Annotated in this window: 22 protein-coding genes; 4 read left to right on the top strand and 18 right to left on the bottom strand. The window is 38.3% G+C overall.

Annotation, left to right across the window (positions count from 1 at the left end):
• Nucleotides 1-287 precede the first annotated feature (287 nt).
• Together ACNSTQ_RS17755 and ACNSTQ_RS17750 are read right to left on the bottom strand one after the other, a co-directional pair.
• A complete protein-coding gene (locus tag ACNSTQ_RS17755) occupies nucleotides 288-980 on the bottom strand; it encodes an OmpA family protein (protein WP_418201149.1) in 693 nt (230 codons plus the stop codon).
• Nucleotides 973-2,799: a MotA/TolQ/ExbB proton channel family protein gene (locus ACNSTQ_RS17750; RefSeq protein WP_418201148.1), complete on the bottom strand. Its 1,827-nt coding sequence runs from the start codon at nucleotides 2,797-2,799 to the stop codon at nucleotides 973-975. Before ACNSTQ_RS17750 ends, ACNSTQ_RS17755 begins: the two co-directional genes overlap by 8 nt.
• 563 nt (nucleotides 2,800-3,362) lie before the next feature.
• Here ACNSTQ_RS17750 and ACNSTQ_RS17745 point away from each other — a divergent pair.
• Nucleotides 3,363-4,088 carry a hypothetical protein gene (locus ACNSTQ_RS17745; RefSeq protein ID WP_418201147.1) on the top strand — a complete coding sequence of 242 codons (726 nt, stop codon included), beginning with the start codon at nucleotides 3,363-3,365 and terminating at the stop codon, nucleotides 4,086-4,088.
• 84 nt (nucleotides 4,089-4,172) lie between these two features.
• On the opposite strand, the gene ACNSTQ_RS17740 is transcribed toward ACNSTQ_RS17745, so the two are convergent.
• The 7 genes from ACNSTQ_RS17740 to ACNSTQ_RS17710 form a co-directional block, all read right to left on the bottom strand.
• A complete protein-coding gene (locus ACNSTQ_RS17740) occupies nucleotides 4,173-4,616 on the bottom strand; it encodes a VOC family protein (protein ID WP_418201146.1) in 444 nt (147 codons plus the stop codon).
• Between the two features lie 212 nt (nucleotides 4,617-4,828).
• The gene (locus ACNSTQ_RS17735; protein ID WP_418201145.1) at nucleotides 4,829-5,560 is read right to left on the bottom strand and encodes an alpha/beta hydrolase; all 732 of its coding nucleotides are present in this window, start codon (nucleotides 5,558-5,560) and stop codon (nucleotides 4,829-4,831) included.
• The gene (locus ACNSTQ_RS17730; RefSeq protein WP_418201144.1) at nucleotides 5,557-5,742 is read right to left on the bottom strand and encodes a hypothetical protein; all 186 of its coding nucleotides are present in this window, start codon (nucleotides 5,740-5,742) and stop codon (nucleotides 5,557-5,559) included. The genes ACNSTQ_RS17735 and ACNSTQ_RS17730 overlap by 4 nt, the downstream gene beginning before the upstream one ends.
• Before the next feature lie 210 nt (nucleotides 5,743-5,952).
• On the bottom strand, nucleotides 5,953-6,492 hold the full coding sequence (locus ACNSTQ_RS17725; RefSeq protein WP_418201143.1) for a hypothetical protein: 540 nt from the start codon (nucleotides 6,490-6,492) through the stop codon (nucleotides 5,953-5,955).
• 237 nt (nucleotides 6,493-6,729) lie between these two features.
• Complete coding sequence (locus ACNSTQ_RS17720) at nucleotides 6,730-9,039, bottom strand: molybdopterin-dependent oxidoreductase (RefSeq protein WP_418201142.1); 2,310 nt, start codon at nucleotides 9,037-9,039, stop codon at nucleotides 6,730-6,732.
• A 20-nt stretch (nucleotides 9,040-9,059) separates the two neighbouring features.
• Nucleotides 9,060-10,034, bottom strand: coding sequence for a quinone oxidoreductase family protein (locus ACNSTQ_RS17715; protein WP_418201141.1), 975 nt, complete (start codon nucleotides 10,032-10,034; stop codon nucleotides 9,060-9,062).
• 278 nt (nucleotides 10,035-10,312) lie between these two features.
• Nucleotides 10,313-11,215: a DMT family transporter gene (locus ACNSTQ_RS17710; protein WP_418201140.1), complete on the bottom strand. Its 903-nt coding sequence runs from the start codon at nucleotides 11,213-11,215 to the stop codon at nucleotides 10,313-10,315.
• A 243-nt stretch (nucleotides 11,216-11,458) separates the two neighbouring features.
• Between ACNSTQ_RS17710 and ACNSTQ_RS17705 the strand changes: the two genes are divergently transcribed.
• Entirely contained in the window at nucleotides 11,459-11,929 is a 471-nt protein-coding gene (locus ACNSTQ_RS17705; protein ID WP_418201139.1) for a DinB family protein, read from the top strand.
• Nucleotides 11,930-12,519: 590 nt separating this feature from the next.
• Here ACNSTQ_RS17705 and ACNSTQ_RS17700 read toward each other — a convergent pair.
• The 4 genes from ACNSTQ_RS17700 to ACNSTQ_RS17685 form a co-directional block, all read right to left on the bottom strand.
• Nucleotides 12,520-12,912, bottom strand: coding sequence for an NUDIX hydrolase (locus ACNSTQ_RS17700; RefSeq protein ID WP_418201138.1), 393 nt, complete (start codon nucleotides 12,910-12,912; stop codon nucleotides 12,520-12,522).
• Between the two features lie 75 nt (nucleotides 12,913-12,987).
• Complete coding sequence (locus ACNSTQ_RS17695; protein ID WP_418201137.1) at nucleotides 12,988-13,431, bottom strand: GNAT family N-acetyltransferase; 444 nt, start codon at nucleotides 13,429-13,431, stop codon at nucleotides 12,988-12,990.
• Nucleotides 13,432-13,560: 129 nt separating this feature from the next.
• Nucleotides 13,561-14,016: a hypothetical protein gene (locus ACNSTQ_RS17690; RefSeq protein ID WP_418201136.1), complete on the bottom strand. Its 456-nt coding sequence runs from the start codon at nucleotides 14,014-14,016 to the stop codon at nucleotides 13,561-13,563.
• A 318-nt stretch (nucleotides 14,017-14,334) separates the two neighbouring features.
• On the bottom strand, nucleotides 14,335-14,760 hold the full coding sequence (locus ACNSTQ_RS17685; protein WP_418201150.1) for a hypothetical protein: 426 nt from the start codon (nucleotides 14,758-14,760) through the stop codon (nucleotides 14,335-14,337).
• A gap of 297 nt (nucleotides 14,761-15,057) precedes the next feature.
• Here ACNSTQ_RS17685 and ACNSTQ_RS17680 point away from each other — a divergent pair, with 297 nt between their 5' ends.
• Nucleotides 15,058-15,975 (top strand): ferritin family protein, encoded by a 918-nt coding sequence (locus ACNSTQ_RS17680; RefSeq protein ID WP_418201135.1) that lies wholly within the window; start codon nucleotides 15,058-15,060, stop codon nucleotides 15,973-15,975.
• A 73-nt stretch (nucleotides 15,976-16,048) separates the two neighbouring features.
• On the opposite strand, the gene ACNSTQ_RS17675 is transcribed toward ACNSTQ_RS17680, so the two are convergent.
• The gene (locus ACNSTQ_RS17675) at nucleotides 16,049-16,609 is read right to left on the bottom strand and encodes a sugar O-acetyltransferase (RefSeq protein WP_418201134.1); all 561 of its coding nucleotides are present in this window, start codon (nucleotides 16,607-16,609) and stop codon (nucleotides 16,049-16,051) included.
• A 393-nt stretch (nucleotides 16,610-17,002) separates the two neighbouring features.
• Here ACNSTQ_RS17675 and ACNSTQ_RS17670 point away from each other — a divergent pair, with 393 nt between their 5' ends.
• On the top strand, nucleotides 17,003-17,494 hold the full coding sequence (locus tag ACNSTQ_RS17670; protein WP_418201133.1) for a staygreen family protein: 492 nt from the start codon (nucleotides 17,003-17,005) through the stop codon (nucleotides 17,492-17,494).
• Nucleotides 17,495-17,611: 117 nt separating this feature from the next.
• On the opposite strand, the gene ACNSTQ_RS17665 is transcribed toward ACNSTQ_RS17670, so the two are convergent.
• The 4 genes from ACNSTQ_RS17665 to ACNSTQ_RS17650 form a co-directional block, all read right to left on the bottom strand.
• Nucleotides 17,612-18,802: a sulfite reductase subunit alpha gene (locus tag ACNSTQ_RS17665; protein WP_418201132.1), complete on the bottom strand. Its 1,191-nt coding sequence runs from the start codon at nucleotides 18,800-18,802 to the stop codon at nucleotides 17,612-17,614.
• A 421-nt stretch (nucleotides 18,803-19,223) separates the two neighbouring features.
• The gene (locus ACNSTQ_RS17660; protein ID WP_418201131.1) at nucleotides 19,224-19,562 is read right to left on the bottom strand and encodes a hypothetical protein; all 339 of its coding nucleotides are present in this window, start codon (nucleotides 19,560-19,562) and stop codon (nucleotides 19,224-19,226) included.
• A gap of 427 nt (nucleotides 19,563-19,989) precedes the next feature.
• Nucleotides 19,990-21,378 carry an MFS transporter gene (locus tag ACNSTQ_RS17655; protein WP_418201130.1) on the bottom strand — a complete coding sequence of 463 codons (1,389 nt, stop codon included), beginning with the start codon at nucleotides 21,376-21,378 and terminating at the stop codon, nucleotides 19,990-19,992.
• A gap of 614 nt (nucleotides 21,379-21,992) precedes the next feature.
• Nucleotides 21,993-22,754 carry a 3-oxoacyl-ACP reductase gene (locus ACNSTQ_RS17650; protein WP_418201129.1) on the bottom strand — a complete coding sequence of 254 codons (762 nt, stop codon included), beginning with the start codon at nucleotides 22,752-22,754 and terminating at the stop codon, nucleotides 21,993-21,995.
• Nucleotides 22,755-22,778 lie beyond the last annotated feature (24 nt).

The raw sequence follows: 22,778 nt of genomic DNA, 5'->3' as shown, positions 1-22,778 counted from the left end.
TTTACATCCTCAAAAACTTCGATTTTCTTCTTAGGCATTAACTCACCACCTTTATCGATTATCTTCGTTAAAAAGATTGTACTCTGTATCGATTTTGGTGTCCAAGTCATTAAGGGGGCTTAAAAGGTTTTCACGACTTTATTGTCCGTTTTTTTATTTTATTGTCCAAAATCGAAATTTATTGTCCGATTTCAATTTTTATTGTCCGATTTCTCACTTTTATTTGCCAAAATGTGAACACCACGCCTCACATGGACTTCACTCCAGTGATGGCGTGGTGTGGTAAACTAGTTCCCCAACAATTCGCGGGTTTTCTCTAAAATTTCTTCATCTTTCAAGCGGAATTTAAATTCAACACGGCGGGATGCTTGATTGCTGTAGTTCCCATCTGCATCGGTACGCCCTTCACTGTAGGACCTTCCGTTCACTGTTAGTTTATCTTTCAAGTGTTCTTGAATGTTTTTATACGGGAAATCTTCACTTAGAATATACTCGGCTACACTAAACGCACGTTGCTGAGACAGTTCTAAATTGTACAAGTAACTACCGATCTTATCGGCGTGCCCTTCGATAATGATTTCCGAAATGTAATCTTCATAGCCGCTTGCTAATAACACATCTAAATAAGCGGGGACGAACTCATCTAAAAATTGGAACGCCTCTGGCTTTAATTCAGTCGCATCAAACTCAAACAAAATGTCCGTGTTAAAAATCAATGCACCCGTTTTCTCATCGATTTCAATATTTAAAGTTGAGTCGCTGAATTCTTCATTTAAGTCTTGGATTAAATTGACGCGAACGCCCATAATTTGATCGATCGTTCGTTTCATTTCTTGGATTTGAAATGATTTAATGACCATCATGATGATAAAAATGAGGATAAAACATAGTAAGATCGCCGTTAACAAGTCCGTAAATGACGGCCAAAAGTGCCCTTCCTCCTGCTCTCCGTTAAACAGCTTTTTATATTTATTAATCATTGCTTACAACCCTTACTCGCTCATTTTGCCTTATCGACTCTTGTGAGATCAGATGAAGCTGACGATTTAACTGTTGGAATTCTTGACCTAAGTCATTCATCGTTTGCTGGAGGGAGCGGGCACTTCTTACTTGATTTTCTTCCGTAATATCACCGATTTGCTTAAACTCTTTTTTGATCGCGTCATTCATCTGGACGACATAATCACCGATGTTGCGGCTCACTTTATCTAACTTGTCTCCTAGCGTTCCTTCTAGATTTGTAACGTAGCGGTTCATCGTATCTTTTAGTGCGTTGACACTTGAGTCGATTTGATTTTCTCTATGATTAAATGAGTCGCCTATTTGTGTGATTGTTCGATTAATTTCATTCAGTAATTGGTAGTTTTGTTGACCTGTTTGCTCATAGGAACGTGTCGCATCGCTCAAGTGTTTTTCAAATGTATGCGCATTGGCCGATTGTGCTTTTAATTGATTAATAAATTCATGGTTGAACTGCTTCAACTCATCAAATCGATACGATAAAAGATTGCGATATTCCGTTTGCGCTTTGTTAATCGTGTCCAGTGAATCGGGCAGACGAACGATTGAATGGTTCAGTTTATTGAAGTCATTTTTCAGTTCGTTTAAATAGGTTGTAATAGAAGTAAGTTTTGAGCTTACATCTTCACCGAAAATCCGCTCAAATTGCTGATTATTTTGCTGCATCATTTTCACTAGGTTTTCACTCTGGGCGTTCATTCGGTCAAATGATACATGTATCGCTTCTTGCCTTTCTGCTACAGAAGAGAAGTAATCTTTTAGATCAACGACCGAGTTTTGGAACTCATTCATCGTCTGCATTTGAGACGTAGCTAGTTCATCAATTTTTTTATACGTTTCAGTGAACGCACTCGTCATTCGTTCATTGCGTTGGTCCATTTTATAAAAGTATTGAAAGAGTTGATCAAAGTTCTTATTGAGCTTCGTTACTCCTTTATCAAAACCGCTTGTTAAATCTCTCATACTATTAAAGATAACAACGAAATCTTTTAAGTTTTGTGTTAAGCCTTCATTAAATTTAGCTAAATCTTTCGCAGATTGCTGTAGACCGACTGTATATTCTTGAAAGCCCTGGAACGATTGAACGATGCTTTGCAATGATTCCTGATTCGTTTCCCGTAATTCGACAATGGAAGCATTAATGGTTTCAGACACATCGATGAGTCGGGCCATTCCATCTTGTTCGTTTTCTTCTAAATAAGACTCGGTCTTTAACATAATATCGGTTAACAGGAATTCCGTATTCGCTACTCTAGTAACAACCGTCATGATGAGGGATAATCCCATACCGACAATACTCGTGTAGAACGCCACATCAATACCAGCAAGGACGAGCGCGACATTCTCCACCAGCTGATCCCCAGTGGCATCAATACTTCCAAGCGACATCGCAAGTCCGATAAACGTTCCTAGTACACCGACTAAGATAAAAACCGACACCGTCATTTGGATCATTTTAATGAGACTAACGACAGGAACATTAAACACACGCCAACTAGAGAACTTATTTTGAACAAACGTTTCTACTTTAACTGCATCTTGATTTTTACTAGTATCAAATTCTTCTTTAAATTTATTTAACGGTGCAATATCCAATGAATTTGTATCATTGATATGATTTCGTATTCTCCTCAACTTGCTAAACAACGTAAAATGAAGCACAATCGCTGCGACAAATGTCAGAAATAACACCATGAAAATAAGCTCAATCATTGGATTGGCTAAAACCGCTTGGGCTTGCTGTTCACTCGTAAAAAACGTCAAAATAGCTTCAACCATGATAAATCCCCCTATTTGAAAAACTAAGATGTTGTCTCGCCCTAAAACGTTCGTTCACTTTAACGATGGAATGATCCGTGTGATGGTCACTAATCGATGAGTTTCCATAGGCCAAGCCCCAATTGGAGTACTTGTCACCCTTGTTAATAGCTATTCAGAACTTGGCCAAATCATGCATACAAGCCGGGGGAGTTTTACGCTATGATTAAAGCTTTTGGGATTTGATTTTATAGGAGAATTTAGTTGAACCTAAATTAATCAATGGCAGGTGTCTTTTACTTTTTGTCTAGATGTTGAGGCTAACGATGGGTTGAAATTCTAAATTTAAATGATGAAGACACACTTTGGACAATAAAAATTAAAATCGGACAGTATATTTTTAAATCGGACAATAAAAATCGAAATCAGACAATAAATTTTCAAAACGGACAATAAATTCTCCAAAACGGACAATAACTCTTCTCGTTTCTTCGGTAAATATTCATTTCCCACTTTAGAACCCCTCATGAACTACTCCTGATCTGGAAAAGATATACTAAGACCTTGATGAAGGAGTATACAACATGACACTCGATGCATTTATAATGGGGTTGGCCTTTATATTGATACATCTCCTCGCCAATGAAGTCATTCCGTCTGATCGGATTAAGCGGTTAAAGTGGTTTTCCTTTTCTGGTGGACTCGCTGTATCGTATGTATTCGTATACGTTCTGCCGACTTTACACAAAGAGCAAATTATCGTTAAAAAGTACGGGGATTATTTTACGATGGAGTCTGAGCTGTACTTTATTGGATTAATTGGGCTGTTAATCTTTTACGGCATACAGAAAGTCGTTAGAAAGGCGCAGCTTAACGATAAAACACATAAAGCGCGAACTCTCTTTTGGTTACAAATTATCTTTTTTGGCATTTATAATATGTTAGTCGCTTATACGATCATTTCACACGATGTGTTAGGAATTCAGGCCGTTTTCTATGGACTAGCAGTAGGGCTGCATTTTGTTGCAGTTGCCCATGATTTATGGAGAGAGTATGCCGATATTTATAATCATGTTGGCCGTTACGTTCTTGCGACAGGCATTCTAGCAGGATGGTTGTTGGGAGTCACAATTGATTTGTCACCTTTCATTGAATCGATTATTTTTGCCTTTATTTCGGGAGCAATGATATTGAACGTGCTTAAATATGAACTGCCGCCGGATGATGAAGCGCATTATCTTACGTTTACGATTGGGGTTGTATCTTACACCACAGTCACGATGTCCCTAAAGTTTTTCTTTCAGTGGTAAGGAAATTTTATATGCAACAAACAAGGCATAGAGAAATACATCCTCTATGCCTTCACTTCCGCAGATCTATGATAGACTAGCCGATCATTCATCCTCAATCACTAGCATGTTGGAATCATCAAACTCCCAAAACTCCCCGTAGGCCACTTCCCAATAGTAGCCATCTAAGTCGGTAAAATAACCACCATAACCGCCCCAATCCGTTTTTTGCGGCTGTTTGACAATGACGGCACCTGCTAACTCGGCCTGGGCTAAAATGTCATCCACTTCTTCCATCGATTTAGCATTGTAAGCTAACGTAATCCCAGGGAAACCTGTACCGATTTGTGGAGGTTGTCTTGGATTGATATCTTTAGCAAGCTCTTCTAGTGGATATAGAGCAATTTTTGTTCCTTCGTTTTTGAAAAAAATAATATCTGGATTAGACTCAGGTCCTTTGATCGACGTATCAAATCCTATCTTTTTAAAAAACTCATGGCTCTTTACAATGTCTTTAGTGCCTAGTGTAATAATGTTTAGTCTGTTCATTTTGAGCTCCTTTACAAATTAATGACTTGTGCTTAAGTCAAATACAGCACATTGCACCTTCAATACAATGTACTATTAAAATATTTTACTTTGGATAAATTAAGGAAAACAATGATTAAACCTTGCTGTTGTTTAATGCATCAGATAGCCCGTTCCATTTTCCACGAGTCTACACTATACAAAAAAAGCGATAGCTTGCCGCCGCTTTCCTCTCATTTATTTCTTATCATTTGTACAATTGCTTCGACAACGAGTTCTTGCTGAACTTCCCGTGAAATGGTACTTTTTCCATCGCCACTTTGTAGACCGTAATAACCAAAATTAGAATGATTTCCGCCCTCAATTTCAATAAATACCGTGTCTGTCGGCAAAATATCCTTCGTTTCAATATATTTTTCATAATTGAGTATTTGATCATTTGTTGCATGAATAGAAAGAACTTTTAAAGGCTTTTCAGCTAAGACACTGCTATCACTTGGGTAAGAACCTAAAAAGAAGATTCCGTCTATGTTATTAACGTTATTCGCTGTATAAATGGAGGCACTCGCACCTCCAAGAGAGTGTCCACCAATAAACCACATTTGTCCATTTTCATACGTTTGTCTGATATTCTCAAAGGCACCAGTATTAGTTATAGCTAAATTTAAGAACATTTGAGGCATAAAAACACGTATGCCTTCTTGAGCTAAAGACTGCCCTAAAACAGCATATGCCTCAGTCTTTACTAATCCTCCTTGATAAAAAACAACGTTTGCGATAGGCGGTTCTTCTGGGTTAAAAATAATCGTATTATTTTCCACGACGACATTCGGCTGTTTCATAGCTTCTAGAGCTTTTTCCATGGGGTTATATGTATTGAGATTAATAAAAATAGCAGTAATTATAGTAAGTGATATAACTGCTATCGTCCCCCATAACAAAACACGCTTTAATATTAGTTTCATTGTTTCCCATCCCTTACTATTCGAAAGAGGTTTGAAGCAAGGATCCCCGCCACCCCGACAATAAGAAGGATATTTCTTAAAACCTCGTTTGTTGCCTCAACTAAGAAAAACATTCCAATTAAAAAAATAAGGAGCCCGCTATATCCGATTATCTTCCCTGCTTTTGTTCGGTTTTTAAACAAGAGATCACCTCACGAGTATTATTTATTATGCGTTTCAGGAACCCATTCACTAAATATGTGACTTTCCACCCTATGTAATACGGTCAATGAGCTAAAAGGTTTCAGTTTTAGTAAATATGTTTATATAAGTCCAAGTGATGAAAACGAAATAAATAATACGAGTACCTTGTACTAAGGACGGCTGAAACGAGTCTATTAAACCAATCAAATCTACAGGGATTCACGTACGATCTTTTTTAGAATTTTCTCTTCTTTATCATAAATTTCAATTTCCATATACTCCCCGTCGATCCCTTTTAATTTACTCGGTACAATAACGCCTCTGCCTTGTACTTTCTCAGTCACTTTCCTCCCCGACTGAAATAATACGTCCACTCGGTCAACGGCTTCAAACAGTTCGTTATCATTAAAAATGAGACCAACAAAGGTCAAATCGATTACACCATTTAGAACCGAAACGGGTTCCGTTTTAGAGATGTTATTAATTCCTAAATAGTTATGTACAACTTCTCCTGATTCGTTAGAATGCAACGTATAATAAGCGTAACTTCTATCTGTCTGAACTAACACAACGGTTGAAAATTCACCCACGTCTTTGATCGCTAGCGGTTCTATTTTACTGGATCGAATAAATTCGTAAACTTGCTCATTTGTTGGTGTCTTATATTGCGGTGAAGACGAACAGGCTGTTAGTAATAGTGTTAATGGTAATAAAAATAGTAAATATGGGATGATTTGTTTATTGTACATAGTGCCCCCTTATTGAAATGTAACTTAATCAGCTATAAATTATCATCTACTCTAACAACCTGTTTTTCTTATTTTTTGTTACGGCAAAATTGTAATCTATTTTGATGAATTATCTTTTTTAGTAAAAAAACGATGCCCTTCTAAAAGAAGCATCGCTTTAAGGATTTGATTTATCTTTCGTAGAAAATAGATTTAGCCTAACAAAAGCCATGGAGAATGGGTTTAACATTTTAAAACTTAATTTTCCTGCATAGCATTAGTAGCTACAGATCGTATTGGAGTGTCCTCAGTCTTCTCAATTCTTACAGGGACTCCATTTAGGACTGCGGTTCCTGAAACTGTATCGATGACTTGTTCGTCCGTTAAAATATTTACGTTGCTTCCAGCATTCTGTTCTGCTACGTGAAGACGGATCCCGGGAACGTTATGCCCCCACCCGTGTGGCAGGCTAACTATTCCTGGCATGACATCTTCTGTAATTTGGACAGGCGCAATGATTTGACCTGTACGGGATTGTACTAGTGCTTGATCTCCGGCTTGAAGGCCGATCCGGTTGGCATCATCGGGATGAAGCCAAAGTTTACAACGGTCTTCTCCTTTTACTAGCACGGGGAGGTTATGCATCCAGGAATTATTGCTCCGGAGATCTCTTCGTCCTACAAGAAGAAGATGATCGGAATGTGAATTCATCGTTTCTTTCAGACGGTCGACATCGTTAATCAATACAGATGGAGCTAACTCAATTTTGCCTGAAGGGGTTTGTAGACTATCTCTTATTCTTGGTTGAAGCGCTCCTAAGTCCATTCCGTTAGGATGATCCTCAAGTACAGCTAGAGTTAATCCATCAGGGTTCTTACCAAAGTGGTCTCCATATGGGCCAACCCTTAAATAAAAATCTAGTAACCGCTCAGGTCCCTTTCTTTCGTTCAACAAGCCCATTATTTCTCCATTATTCTTTTCATAAATAGGAGAATTTTCGTTCTTTACCTCATGTTTGATGATTTCCTTCACCATAACGTCATCCAACGTTTTCGTTACGTCCCCTGTGATTTCTTGATCGTTGACCGCAGCAATTAGATTTAGGAGCGTTTCCCACTCGTCTTTGTGCTCTTTTGGTAGGTCAAAAACAGCTGGAGAATAATGAGCAACGTTTCGAATTGCTAGACTATAGAAAGTGATATCATAATGCGATCTCTCAAGCGGTGAAGGGGCTGGTAAAATCACATCGGCATGCCGTGTCGTTTCATTTAAATAACAGTCCAAACTGACCATAAAGTCCACTTTTTCCAAAGCTTTGTTTAACCTTTCGCTATTAGGAGCTGAAAGAGCGGGATTGCCAGCAACTGATATAAAGGCTTTGATCTGATCAGGACCCGGATTTTCGACCTCTTCTGCCAGACTAGACGTTGGTAGTTCCCCTAGTACCTCAGGCAAATTTCTAACATTAGACTGAAAGCGATTGTAGCGCGGTTTACGGGATTTTTTCGTTTGAGCTCGCCTCGTTGCCGGATTGGTAAACATCACGCCACCCTCACTGTCCAGATGCCCAGTGAGCACATTGATGACTTCGATCAGCCAGCTATTCATTGTACCAAACAGCTGGGTACAGGTTCCCATTCTCCCATAGACAACAGCCTTAGGAGTTGTTGCTAATTCACGTGCCATACAACGAATCGTTTCCGCTGGTATCCCGCATTTAGGACCTACGAGCTCTGGAGCGAAATCCTTTGATAGCAATTCAATGTCTTCTAGCCCATTAATTAGGTCAGCTAACTTACCGAGCTTCACCAAATTTTCAGCAAACAGAGTATGGATTAGTCCAAGTAACAATAATGCATCTGTCCCTGGACGAATAAAATGATGTTCATCGGCTTGTTTCGCTGTCACGGTACGAACAGGATCAATCACAATAAACTTACCACCGCGTTCTTGAAGCGATTTTAAACGCCCTCTCATATTCGGTGCTGTCATTAAACTGCCATTAGAGGCTAATGGATTGGCTCCAATCATTAATATAAAATCGGTACGGTCAATATCAGGAATAGGTAGATTACTATCACTTCCAAACATGAATTCAGATGAAAGTTGTTTAGGAATTTGATCTAGTGTACTAGCGGAAAAGATGTTTTTGCTACCTAATGAGCGCAAGAACATCGGCATATATAACATCAATCCTAAATTATGAACAATCGGGTTTCCTAGATAAACTCCAACAGCATTTTTTCCGTAGTTCTCGATAATCGGACGCAGCCTCATCCTGATTTCTGAGAAAGCCTCATCCCATGAGGCCTCCTCCCAATTCTCACCTCTACGAATCATCGGTTTCTTTAGACGATCCGGGTCCGAGTGCAATTCTTTTAAACTATAACCTTTAGGACATAAATAACCACGACTTAAAGGGTCTAATTTATCGCCTTTAATATGGATGACTTCCTGACCTTTTGTATGGATTTCTAAGCCACATGTCGCTTCACATAAAGGACACGTCCGATAGTTAACAGTTATAGACTGGTCCACCTTACTAGTTTCACTCTTCAGAACGATCACATCCCCTCATTTTTTTAGGGTTACGGATTTAACACAAGTTTTCCAATTGTTTTACGTCCTTCAATTAATTCATGAGCCTTATCCGCTTCCTCTAATGGTAGAGCTTCACCCACAATTAATTTCAATTGTCCTTCGCTGATATACGTTAGTAATTCTTTTACACTATCTTTATATAGTTTGGTATCGTTTAGAATATGAACTAACCAAAACCCGACGACACTTACATTTCGTTGCATGAGGATCGCAGGATCAAATTGTGTGATCTGTCCTCCGGCCCGACCATAGATGACGAGACGTCCATTAATAGCTAGGCACTTCAAGCTGTTCTTGAAAATTTCTCCACCTACCATTTCGAGGATCACGTCGACACCCTTCCCGTCTGTTACGGAACGTACTTGCTTATGCCAGCTTTCTTCTGTGTAATTGATGACAGTGTCCGCACCTAATGAAGCTGCAAGTTCTAGCTTTTCAGTACTACTTGCTGTAGCGATAACGTGGCTTGCCCCCATAATTTTCGCCAACTGCACAGCTAAAGTACCTACTCCACCCGCGGCAGCATGGACGAGGACTGTTTCATTTTTTTTCATTTGCCCTGATGTTTTTAAAATATGATACGCGGATAGACCCTGCCCTAAAATTGAGGCCGCCTGGTTAAAATCTACTTGATCTGGGATTTGAACGAGTTGAGATTCGTGGAGGGCAATGTATTCTGCATAACCTCCATTGGCAGTTAATGCAACGACACGATCCCCTACTTTAAAGTCAGTGACATCAGGAGCCACCTCGGTAATCACACCGGAAACTTCGCCTCCTGGTATGTATGGAAGAGGAGTTTTTTCTAAATATTGTCCATAACGTCTCGCTGTATCGGCAAAATTGACCCCTGCTGCCTTCACTTGGACTAGAACATGGCCTTTGTCTACTTGTGGAGTTGGAACGTCTACTACTTTTAAAACATCGGGTTTCCCGTACTCATGAAATTGAATCGCCTTCATCATTTCATCTCCTTGTTTGTTGTTGAGTTTGAATTTTAAATACTAGATTACGAATTTAATAGTTCGCAAATTACAGTTATGGTGCTTGCTGGTAAAATAAATCCTTCCTACATATAAAGCGCATACAAAGGCGGTTAAGAAGGAACATACTAACCGGTTGGTATATTTGGTATTATAGTAGAAAATCTCAGATTATTCAATTAAAATCAAACAGGACGTTACATTTTTTTCCTTAACGTCCTGAAACCAAGTCCTATTTTCAATCCAAATCCATTGGTCTAAGTAGTTATATTCTTCTCCGCCTCCACCCTTTTCCTAACGCGATCTGCTTTCTTTTGCTGCTGTAAAAATAAAAAGACACCGAATAAAACGATAACCCCGCCTACAATCTGAAACAGTAAGACCTGTTCTCCTAAGAGGATAACTGCCAAAAGAGTTGCCCCTACTGGTTCACCTAAGATACTCATGGAAATCGTGGTGGTGTTTACGTATTTTAATAGGAAGTTAAATATGACATGAGCTATCGTTGGGACAATGGCTAATAAAACAAAAATCCCCCATTCTCGTGCGTCGTATCCAACCATCGGTATACTGAATACAAGATTAAATATCGTTAAGGCAACACCAGCAAATAAAAATACACAAAAGCTATATATCCAATGAGAGATATTCTTCACCTTACTTTGACCGACTAGCAAATAAGCGACTACAGCGATCACACTAAGGAATGATAACAAATTTCCGATCATAGCAGCTGAGTTTCCATATCCAAAGTCACCCCAGCCGACCATAATGACTCCTACAACTGAAATCCCTATTGGTAATATGATCAATTTGCTTGCTTTTTCTTTGAAAAATAAAAAACCTCCTATCAATGCAACGATTGGTTGTAAAGATAAGATAATCGTTGAACTAGCTACCGTTGTCAGCTTCAACGAACCGAACCACAAAGCAAAATGTAAGCCTAAAAAGACTCCAGCCACCGTTAAAAACAACCAATCCCTACTAGATAGTTTGAAAAATTGTTCTCTTTTAACCCATACGATCGGGAATAAAAGAAGACAAGCTAAATACATTCGATACATGCTTAAGATCGTCGCAGGTGCGTCGGACCACTTGACGAATATAGCTGCAAAAGACACAGCAATAATTGAAATAGTTAATAGTAAGCCAACAGGCATTTGAATGGTTCCTCCTGATTTCTGTCTCTTCCTCTCCTGCCTATAGCTTATCAAGGTGTAGACATTTTTCTTTACTTTCGTTGCATTATATGACCAAGTCGCTATCTTCCTCCAGGGATCTGATCAAATCTATGTTAAGATATACGTTAGTAATTTTTATCCAGCTACTAAGTCAAATTATATCAAAAAAATGGTTTTATAGGTTACTATAATATTGAGAACATACGCTTAAGGAGTGGTCTGATGTTAGATTTATTTTTGTATAATTGGCAAGTAAGAGATGATTGGTTTAAATGGTGTGAAGCTCTTTCAGAAGAAGAGTTACGAAAAGAGCGAATTGGCGGGGTCGGAAGTATTTTAAAGAACCTCTATCACGTCATTGATTGTGAACGATTATGGGTTCATCACATGCAAAATAAACCTGTTATCTCAACTGATTTTAGTTCCATCTCTAGTCTTGATGAGGTCATTGCCTATGCGAAGGAAACAAGGGCGAATACTGAAGAGTTTCTAAAGCACTGGACAAGTGAAGATGAGGAAAAACGGTTGGAATTGACAAATAAAAAGGGCGTCTCCTATTCGTTTACGTACAAAAAAGTTCTTCTCCATATCATCACACATGAAGTTCACCATATCGGTCAACTCTCGATTTGGTCAAGAGAACTAGGTATGAAACCCATTTCTACTGATTTGATTTTTCGAGATTACATGTAGGAGAAGATACATCTCATGAAACGAACGATGGGGTTCGTATGTATAATAATTTCTAATGAAAGAGTCCGATAGATTGGTTGTTTGGATAGCTGATGATTTTTTACGGACTGAGAGGCCCTTATTTCATTAAAATCTATGAGATTTTCAATTTCACGGACTGAGAAGCCCTTATTTAAAGGATTTTATGAGCAAACAACTGTTTTTCCAGACAATAAGAGCCTGTGAGTCCGCTAAACCTCTGAAACCACTGATTTTATCACAAATAAGGGCCTGTGAGTCCACTTCTGCATTTCCCAACCCAACTCTATCAAGGCTAGATTTAATTTTTGTTCTTCTTTTTCCAAATTAAAGCAGCCGTAAGAAGTACAAAACCTATTATTGCTATCATAAGGTGGCTTAGTAGTAGTTCACCGGCCACCAACCATTGAGTGATAAACAGTCCCCCAAAAATAGTAATGGCCGCAACCGCTAATGGAACAAGAAATGAATGGATGCTGATAATACCCCTTCTTTGTGCTCTTATGTTGTTTAATGGACAATATTTTATGAAATATTAAATTGTATCACTCATTAAATAACGTAGAGGTTCATTAGATGACTCCAGCCTCCAGCTTTGCAAACAAATCCTCAATAACCTCAACTAATTCCAAAGGAAAATTCACGGATTCAAAGCGATCGATATACTGGAGGTCTGTAATTTTATCGACCTCTCTTATGTAAGGGATACCACTAATGGACTCGGCTAGAAAAAAGTGACCGTGCCACTGAATGTCTCTGAAATAAAAATCCCCTTGCGTTATCTCTGTAAGAGCATCGACATCTACACCTATTTCTTCACGAACTTCTCTTCTGGCACATTCGATAGGAGCTTCTCCTAACTCCAGTTTACCCCCTGGGAAGTTCCAAACACCTGCTAGATCTTTTATTACTAATATATGATTGTCAGTATCCTTGATCAGGACACGAGTAAAAACGTTTTTCATGAAGCGCACCCTCTATTTTTTCAAAAGTATAATGCTAGTGATGCTGAGATATCAAACCAACCTGATAGACAACTCTTACATCAAATTTAATTCATAATGATAAAACTGTTTATCTTGTTGGTAGCCATGTTTTTCATATAATTTCTGAGCCGAATAGTTGTCGGGTGCTGTGCTTAAACTGATGCTTTTCGCCCCGGTTTCTAGCGCCAGTTCTTTCGCTTTAAAGAGAAGCATCTCTCCTATTCCCTGCTTTCGCGCTCGTTCATCAACATACAAATCGTTTAAAATCCAGGCCCGCTTCATCGATATGGAAGAAAACGTCGGATACAGTTGAGTAAAACCTAAATAGTTCTCCTGATCCTTCACTACAAAAATGACAGACTCATTCTTTTCTAATCCTTCTTTTATAAAATTTCTAGCCCCTTCTATATTAGATGGTTGATTATAGAACACACGATATTGATCGAACAAAAGGGCTACACCTTCTAAGTCTTTTATCGTTGCTTGATAGATGTTCATTTTTATTCACTCCTTTAATTGGTGTAGGTCAGGTTTTGATTTATGTAGGCTCACTGATAGCTTCCTTTAAAAAAGTCCGTTATTTTAAGAGTATTTGTCTTGCACTGTCAGGGTTTTTCTAGAACAACCTTAACGCTTTTCCCAAATGAAGTCTTCACTCTCAAGTGCTTGCCAATAGTTCACCTCATTCGTAACAACAAACGTATCTTGTCTTCTCGTTCGATGGTGACTATCAGTTATCCGCATGTGGTCTTCATAAAGAACGATCGAAATCCTTCGTATATTAGGATCAGCAAATTCTGCTGCACCGTTAATATTTATCCAGTACTTATATTCACCTTGAGACCTCTCTTCTTTTAATTCTACATTCGAAAATTCGTTGAGCAATTCTTTGATCTCGTTCTTATCTTTTAAGGTCACTGTTGCTAGATCCGGAAATCGAGTAATGTAAACACTATCCAACTCGTTAATATTTAGGTTTTGGAGAACGACTTCCTCAAACGAAGTGAGTTTCATTTGATTCATTATAACTGCAGCCCAAATGACAATTAAAAGTAAAATAGAAATAATGATCCATTTTTTCATGAAGGAATACCCCCTTTTCATTCATAAGAAGCCTTCATTAATGGTACCATATTGTAATTGACCATTGAATAAAAAATGGAGAAATTTAGAAGTTATCTAAAAGCAAGATTAAGACCTAAAATTAAACCTTTTTCTATTGATTACATTAGGCGCGAAATCAGTAGGTCCTTATCTATTGAATAATCATGTATTCCATAATACACAAAAAGGGACCTGAAATGATATCAGGCCCCTTCCTGTTATTTAACGCAACACGGGTAGATGTGTCGGTGGCTAAATGTTCTCTTAAATGAAGCAATTATAAAAGAAGTTATATTATTAAAAACATTGGAACGATGAAATACGTCTAAGATCAATTCCGAAGTAAACCCAGTTAAATCCAGTCCATCTCCAGCCAGCAACCGATGTTCTTCCTACAAACGTTGGGTAGAACCAGAACTGTTGTCTATTTGTTAACCAAACGTACGTATAACGGAATAGACATCCACGGATAGCACCTGGGTCTACCGCAAAAGGGGTAATTTCTTGTGCAGCTGGAGTAAATGCTGGTGGTGGTCCCGCTGGAGGGCCTGCTTGCCCCGGTGGTCCTGGCGGTGGACCAAATGGTGGTTGTCCTGGAAATCCTGGCTGTCCTGGCGGTGGACCAAATGGCGGTTGTCCCGGTGGTCTTCCTGGTGGTCCAAAGAAACCTGTAAATCCACCAATATACGGTCCTAAAAATTGAAATTGTCTTTGCATATCCATATCTCCAGGCAAATTTTGTGCCTGCATCTGTCCTGAATAAGTAGGTTCCATTGCATATCCATAGTCACTTACACCATACGATGGTTGTTGGTAATAATCATACGGGTTCAAATGATAGCCTCCCTCTCCATAGGTGTTTATCTTCTAGGTCAATATCATCCTATGCAGGCTCATGCACAAAACATCTTGTCCCCGTATAAATAGGCATTCGTTTAGTTTGTAATATATATCACCTGTGCACCTACCCATACTTAAACACATAAGATAAGTTGCAAGTTAATAGAAAGGAGGATCAAAATGTATTCTAATCCGTATTTTTATAACTATAGCCCTCATAGTAATGGATATTTTCGTATTCTGAATGACACTCAACTTGTAATGGATATCCAAAAAGCAATTAATGCCGAGTTTAGCGCTGTTGATTGTTATGAAAAATTAGCAAAAATGGCACCTACAACAGAGGAAAGAAATAAAATTCTTGAGATACAGCAGGACGAAAATCGGCATTTAGAAGAGTTTAGCCGGATATATACAAATCTAACAGGTCGTCAACCATCTTACCAAATCATTGAGGAATGTCCAGACAAGTATCGCGCAGGTGTTGAATTTGCCTTTAAAGATGAACAAGAGGCGGTTGATTTCTATTTAGACATCGCAGATAAAGCACAGGATGAAACTATCAAAGATAGGTTTCGACGGGCAGCTTCAGATGAACAAAATCATGCGGTATGGTTTTTGTATTTTTTTCAAAATGTTCGAAAGGTAGAACACTCCTATCGGCAAATTGAAAATTATGGAGCTTTGGGGGCATTATACGCCTCAAAATTGTCTTTACCGCAAATGCTCACGTATGCCCTCCAAGACGAATACCTAGCACAAGCAAGATATGATAATATTTTAACAACCTTTGGAAATATTCGTACATTTGCACAAATAAAAGAGGCTGAGCTAAGACATATTAGTGCCTTATTGCCGCTGTTTGAACGGTACCAGGTACCGGTTCCTGAGGATCAGTCACAAGCATTAGTTACAACACCAAAAAATATTAAGGTGGCGTATGCTGCTGGCGTTCAAGGAGAGATCGAAAATATATCTATGTATGAAAGATTTCTGTCTTATGATATTCCAAATAATGTAAGAACTGTTTTTACTCAGTTACGTAACGCTTCTTTAAATCATCTTAAAGCGTTTGAAAGAGGTCTTGCAAGGAATTAGGTAGAAGGTCTCCTCTTCTACCTCTTGTCACCTGTATGGAAGATATTCATACTTGTAACATATGATAGAGGTTTTACCCTTTAATTTTACGGATAATCTTTGCAGGGTTACCGCCGACAACCACTTGATCGGGTACATCTTTAGTGACAACGGCGCCAGAAGCGATAACCGCATTATTTCCGATCGTTACACCTGGGTTAATTATCGCGCCTCCCCCAATCCAAACATTGTCCCCGATCGCTACTGGCCTACCATACTCCGCACCTGATATTCTTTCAGTTGCATTTAATGGGTGGGTCGCTGTGTAAATGTGAACCCCAGGAGCAATCATGCAATTGTCCCCAATACGGATTTCACAAACATCCAAAAAGACACAGTCAAAATTAGCAAAGAAATTTTCACCGACATGGATGTTATAACCGTAATCACATCGGAAAGAAGGTTCAATATACACGTTTTCACCGGTAGATCCAAACAATTCTTTTAACAAAGCTAACCGTTCGTTGTCGTCTGTTTCCAGAGATTGATTGAATAATCTCGTTAACCTCCGGGCATTCATTCGCTCTTGAACTAGCTCTCGATCCGCTGCATTATATAGTTCTCCATTTAACATTTTTACTTTTTCTGTTTTCATCTATTAGGCACCTCATTTTTATTATTTGGTGTGAATACAGTTAGGGATTTTGAATGGAGTTTAAATTTGAATAAAAAATATTTTTGTCCTTACTATATTTGTCCTGCAATTACGTTTTTAAATCTATGGTGAGCGTTTTTCCTCGAAACACGCTGATTATAAGCTAAAAGTGACGGTATGACTCTGACTCCGCTGCATTTTTCATTTTTTTTAACTTCAGGTTTCAAGCCACTTTAGTGCTCTGTCTTCTCTCCTTTTACCTAGTCTTCGTTGTTTTTTTATATTTACTGGAATGCTATTTCCTTAGTTAAATTTAATCATTAAATTAGGAAAAGCTCCAATTCACTATTTAAATAATAGAATGTATGAATGCCAACGTAAGGAGGAGAAATTATGTCTTCTTTTCATCCAGATAAGTTATCGGTTAATATGATTCCGCCCGCCAACTCAGCTGAGCCAATTGAAGGACGGAAATATACACTCACTCATTCTGATATCACCGGCGAGTTATTTTTAGATGTTGGGTATGTTTATAATTACGAGGCGATTGACGAAGAAATGCGCGATGAAGTTCTGGCGAAGTGGCAACGAAACAACTTCGGGCAATTCCGTTTAGTGGGGAGAGCATATGTAGACGGCGGGGAATTTAGTGAGGATGTTTCTAGAGTTCGATTTACGATCTTCCAAAAAGAGATGATGACAGCACTTAAAGGTATGATATACGGGGACCGAGCATTCTTTGCTAACCATCCGAGCTTACTAGATGCTCCAATCTATATATACTATGATTCAGTATATCCTCAATTTAGGCAGAGGGTTTATTATGGAACGCCTAGGCAGATTTTCAAGCAGATTAACATGAGAATTTTCAACTACTGGAAATGAATCGTGATAAAAATTGAAAAGGTACGATGCCACCTCGTATATTCCGATTAGTAACAGCGTACCTTGAATAATTATTTGTTTTAACACCAACAGGTGAAATTCACCATAGACTATTTTTTAATAAACGTCACGCTGGTAACGTTTCAGCTTTTGTATATCGCTTAGATATTCCTCAGCTGACTCGCGGTTCATTTTTCCTTCTTTTTCAATAATATCAATTAGTGTGTTGTGTACGTCTTTTGCCATGTATTGCTTATCTCCACAAACGTAGAAGTATGCACCGTTCTCTAACCATTCAAATAATTCTTTGCTGTGTTCCATCATCTTGTGCTGAACATACACTTTTTGCTCGGTATCGCGAGAAAATGCTGCGTCTAACTTTGTGAGTACACCATCTTTTTGATACTGTTCTAATTCATCTTGGTAAAGGAAGTCCGTAGATGAATGCTGATCTCCAAAGAATAACCAAGAGCGCCCTGTTCCTTTGTTCACTGCTCGTTCTTCAATAAATGAGCGGAAAGGTGCAATTCCCGTACCAGGACCAACCATAATAATATCTGTATCTTCAGAAGCTGGCAGGTTAAAGTGCTTATTTTGCTGTACAAAAACAGGTAATGTATCTCCTTCATGAAGACGTTCCGAACATTGAACCGAGCATACACCTTTACGTTCACGGCCGTGAGTTGTGTAGCGTACTGCACCAATCGTAAGGTGTACTTGACCTGGATGCGCAGCAAAGCTACTTGCAATTGAGTACAAGCGCGGTGGCATTTTTCTTAAAAGTGTCACGATGTCTTGTGGAGAAGCTTTCCACGGACCGAAATCGCGTAAAAGATCTAATAAATCGCGACCTTCCATATATTCTTTTAATTGACTTACATTTTCAGGTAACACAAGGTTTTTTAATTCCTTATTTTCCGTTAGCTCAGCTGCTTGCTGTACTACTTTTTTAGTTAATAATGTTATTTCAAAATACGTCGTTAACGCTTCTTTCAATGAAAGTTGATCGCCTTGTTTATTTATCGTTACAGATTCGTTCCCATCTGCTTTTAATTCTTGAAGAAGTTCTGCAACTAGCTCTGGATCATTTTCTGGGAGAATTCCCAAGCAATCACCAGGTTCATATGAAAGGCCCGATCCATCTAAAGATAACTCGATGTGACGTGTTTCCTTACTAGAGCCAGCTCCGTTTAAATTTTTATTTTCGAGGACTTTCGCTTGAAATGGATTAGTTCGAGAATAAACTTTTACCACCTCATTGTTTTCTTTCTTTGGTTCAGAGATTTTTTCTTTTGTTTGTTGCATCATACTCACCTCTCATTGTTAATAAAACGATTGCATTTTTATCTATAGTATTTAAAATACTGCTTCCATTTAATTCTACCATTATTATACCTAATGCGGTTAAATTTGAGATTTTCTTTAAGAAAAAGGGTTTTACTATATATAATGATAAGCAGCGTTTAAATGTGATTTGTTGAACTATATCTTCTGAATAATTCTTACATAAAGAGGATAGCATATATTAGAAATAATAGTTGTGTTTTTTATCACTTTTTGAAAAAAACTTTGGATAATTTTAACTAGAATGTGATAATCCTCGTACTTTAATTTATAATGGTATAAAGTATTTAACATTTGAACATTATAATCTTGAACTATTCACTTATATTGTGCGACTTATCGGCTTCCATCATACATTGCTCCAGTTGTTTAACTTCTTGTTTAATTAATACTTTTTCTCCGTAAACACCCATCTTGTTTGCAAGTCATCTTGGCCTTTATGGGCGATCCTCTTAATCAAACCCGTGTCTTCGATATCTTTTAATAACTGCTTCACGGTTTCAATATCTACTTTGTTGGAAAATACCTTCTGTGCGAGTTCATCCGTAGTCGGCCCTACTTTCGCACCGTGTTTCCGGATGTACACTAACAGTTTGACCCTTTTTTTCTGGCGTGCTTCTTCCTTATACTTGCCCGTAAATAGCTTCAGTAGCGGGTCTTTCACAATGATCCCAAGAATAAGACCGAACATTACTAGAAATAAATCATATAAAATTACACTCACAACCAGACACCTCTTTATGAATTCCCTAACATTCTCTGGCCTTTATTATCGCATTACTTTTAATTCTTGACTATACTTTGCTTACTCATACTGGACAAAAAGTGTTACTGTCGATAAACAGATAAAGTCATTAGCGTCAGGCTTTTCTATTTTTACAAGGCTGTTTTGTAAAATGTTGCTTTTGGACCGTTTTTTAAAAATAAACGGCTATTTTATTTTCAAAAGCTTCACGCATAGCGTGAAGAGCCAAGTATTCGCTTGACTTACGGTCCAAAAGCACGGAGCAACAATCTTTGTGAAAAGAGCCTTATACAAAAAAACGTTGTTTCATCAACTGTTATTCTACAAAAGAATACAACGATGAAACAACGTCCTTTAGTTACATGATTTATTTCCACTTTAACTGCCTTACCCGTTATATGAAAAACTACTTTAACGCTTTTCTCTCGTTAATCTCTGCAACAATTGTCGGGTACAGTTTATCGAGTTTATACATCCATAAGAAAATGAGTTGTAATATAGTTAAAAATAGTGGCAAGTAAATATTTAAGACCAAAATCATCATTTCTGCGGAGGCCGATTGTTCTGCCAGTGTTCCAACATAACCACCGAACGCTAATAACCAACCAATGAGCGCTCCACCAATACCCGCGCCAACTTTCATTCCAAAACTTGCTGCACTATTCACTAATCCAGCTGTTCTAAAGCCTGACTTCCACTCACCGTACTCTGTCGTGTCATTAATCATCGCGTATAAGAATGTGATGATCGGTAAGAGTGCAAAACCTTGAACTGTGTTCCCTATTAAAAAGATAGAAAGGTTGTTAGGGTCTATTAACTTGATGACAGAACCAAAAGCTGCCACACACGTCACAAAGATAGCAATATTTCGTTTACCAAAACGTGCAATCAAACGACCGACAAAGAAGAAACCAACGATCGTCGGTAAAAATAAAGTAAGAGCAATTAAAGAAAAGTATCCTGCACTACCTAAAATATATTGAGCATAAAAGATACCTGCACCGGATAAAAGAGCATTTAATGTATAAGCGATTACACAATAAAGAGTTATGATGACCCAATATTTATTACTAAGTAATGCTTTAAATTCAGTTTTAAATGGGATTTTCTCTTTAGGCTGAGCGGTCGTTTCAATATCGACTCGTTCTTTTGTTTTGCTGAAAGCGAGTAAACAGTTTACGATGATGATGACACCAATACCGAATGCAACAACGGTCCATCCTAAATTTCCACCGATACTACTAGCGATCGGTTGAGCTAATGTCATGACAAGGATCGTAGCCAACAAAGTAAATACACCTGTATACACATTGACTAACGTACGCCCTTTTTGATCTTGTGTCATTAATCCAAGTAGTGTTTTATAAGGAATTGAAATTGCTGTGTACATTAAAATGAGAAGAAAATAAGTCACATACGCATAAACGATTTTTCCAGTCGTACTAAGTTCTGGTACGGAGAATAACAGAACCCCCGAAACCGCAAATGGAATCGCCAACCATAAAATCCACGGACGAGCCTTTCCATACTTAGACTTCGTTCGGTCCACTAGCGCGCCCATACCAACGTCCGTAAAACCATCTAACAGACGCGCAACTAACATGAGTGTACCAACGACACCAGCCGAAATTCCAACCACATCGGTATAATAGAATGTTAAAAATGTCCCAACCATAGTCCATATTAAAATAATTCCAAAAAAGCCCATTCCGTAAAATAACATCTCATTATGTGCCGGTCTCTCTTGCTGCAGGGGTGTTTCAACAACTGTTTCTTGTTTTGCTGGCAAAGCCATGATAGATCCTCCCTTTTGTGTATACGCTTACATTCGTTGATTTATTAATCCTCTGCTCGCAAAGTCAACTCCCAGAATGAAAAACGTCCTGTATAGAAACCAAAAAATAACACGACCATACCGCTCCACATTTATTATTTTCAGTAAGAGTTCGTATTAATCTTAATTATTTCTATCTTTTTAGTGAGTTTAATATGTAGTAGAAGTGATTAAAATATTCTGTAAGTCTGTATACATAATTGAAATTATTTAAAATATTTAGATAATATTGATTATAACATGAATGAGTAATCATTCAATGAGTAACTTTGTCGAATAGTGCTGAACTAACGATTCTAGTAGTAATATATGAGCTATTTTTTATTAAAGGCTGTTTTCGTAAACTTTGTTGCTTTTGGACCGATTTTCTTTTCAAAAGCTTCACGCTATGCGTGAAGAGCCAAGCATTCGCTTGGCTTACGGTCCAAAAGCAAAAATAAACTTTGCTGAATTAGCAAAGTCTATTTCTAAAGTAAAACGATACTTTCCTATTAATGATATTGGTTGTAATCAATCTTAACTAATTATGACTAATTGTTGTTCATTTCCCCATATAATTGACTGTAGATGGTGAATCAGTCCATCACCAATCCACCATCAACGACTAAGTTCTGGCCTGTTACTGCTCGTGCCCACGGGGATGCAAAGAACAAAGCGGTTTCAGCAAATTCTTCAGGTGTCGTTACTTTTTGTAATGGCGTTGTAGCTTGAATGATACCAAACACTTCTTCCGTTGTGACGCTGCTAGCATCCGTTTCTTTTAAAAGCCCACCGGAGATCATATTGACTGTAATCCCGTATTGCCCTAGTTCTTTTGCCAAATTGCGCGTAAATCCGAGGAGTGCAGCCTTCCCGGTTGTGTACTCATGGTAGGCAACCACTGGGTTTTGTACTAAGTTGGTCCCTACATTCACAATACGACCAAACCCAATTTCCTTCATGTCGGCTAAACACGCCTGCACCGTATTTAGTGAGCCCTTCACACTTCCCTCAAACTGGGTATTAAAATTCTCCCACTGAAGTTCAAACGCATTTTTCTGAGCTACAGGATTGAATTGAAAATCGATTAACGCATTGTTTACGATCGTTGTAACCGGCGTGTTAAAATATTCTTTTGCTTGAGCTACCATTGTATTGACCTGATCCTTATCTCTTACATCGGCTTGAATAGCGATCGCTTTTTCACCTAATGTCTGGGCCAAGTCCTCTGCCTTTTCTTTACTTTGAAAATAGTTCACTACGACATTTGCGCCTTCATTTACAAAAGCTTTAGCCAATGCAGCTCCTACTCCACGACTTGCTCCTGTTATTAATACCGTTTGTTTGCTTAATTCCATAACAATCCCTCCATTTTATGTAAA

Source organism: Alkalihalobacterium sp. APHAB7, assembly GCF_048323755.1.
Classification (GTDB): Bacteria; Bacillota; Bacilli; order Bacillales; family Bacillaceae_F; genus Alkalihalobacterium.
The sequence above is the reverse complement of the archived record's forward strand: the minus strand, read 5'-3'. Positions and strand labels throughout refer to the sequence as shown.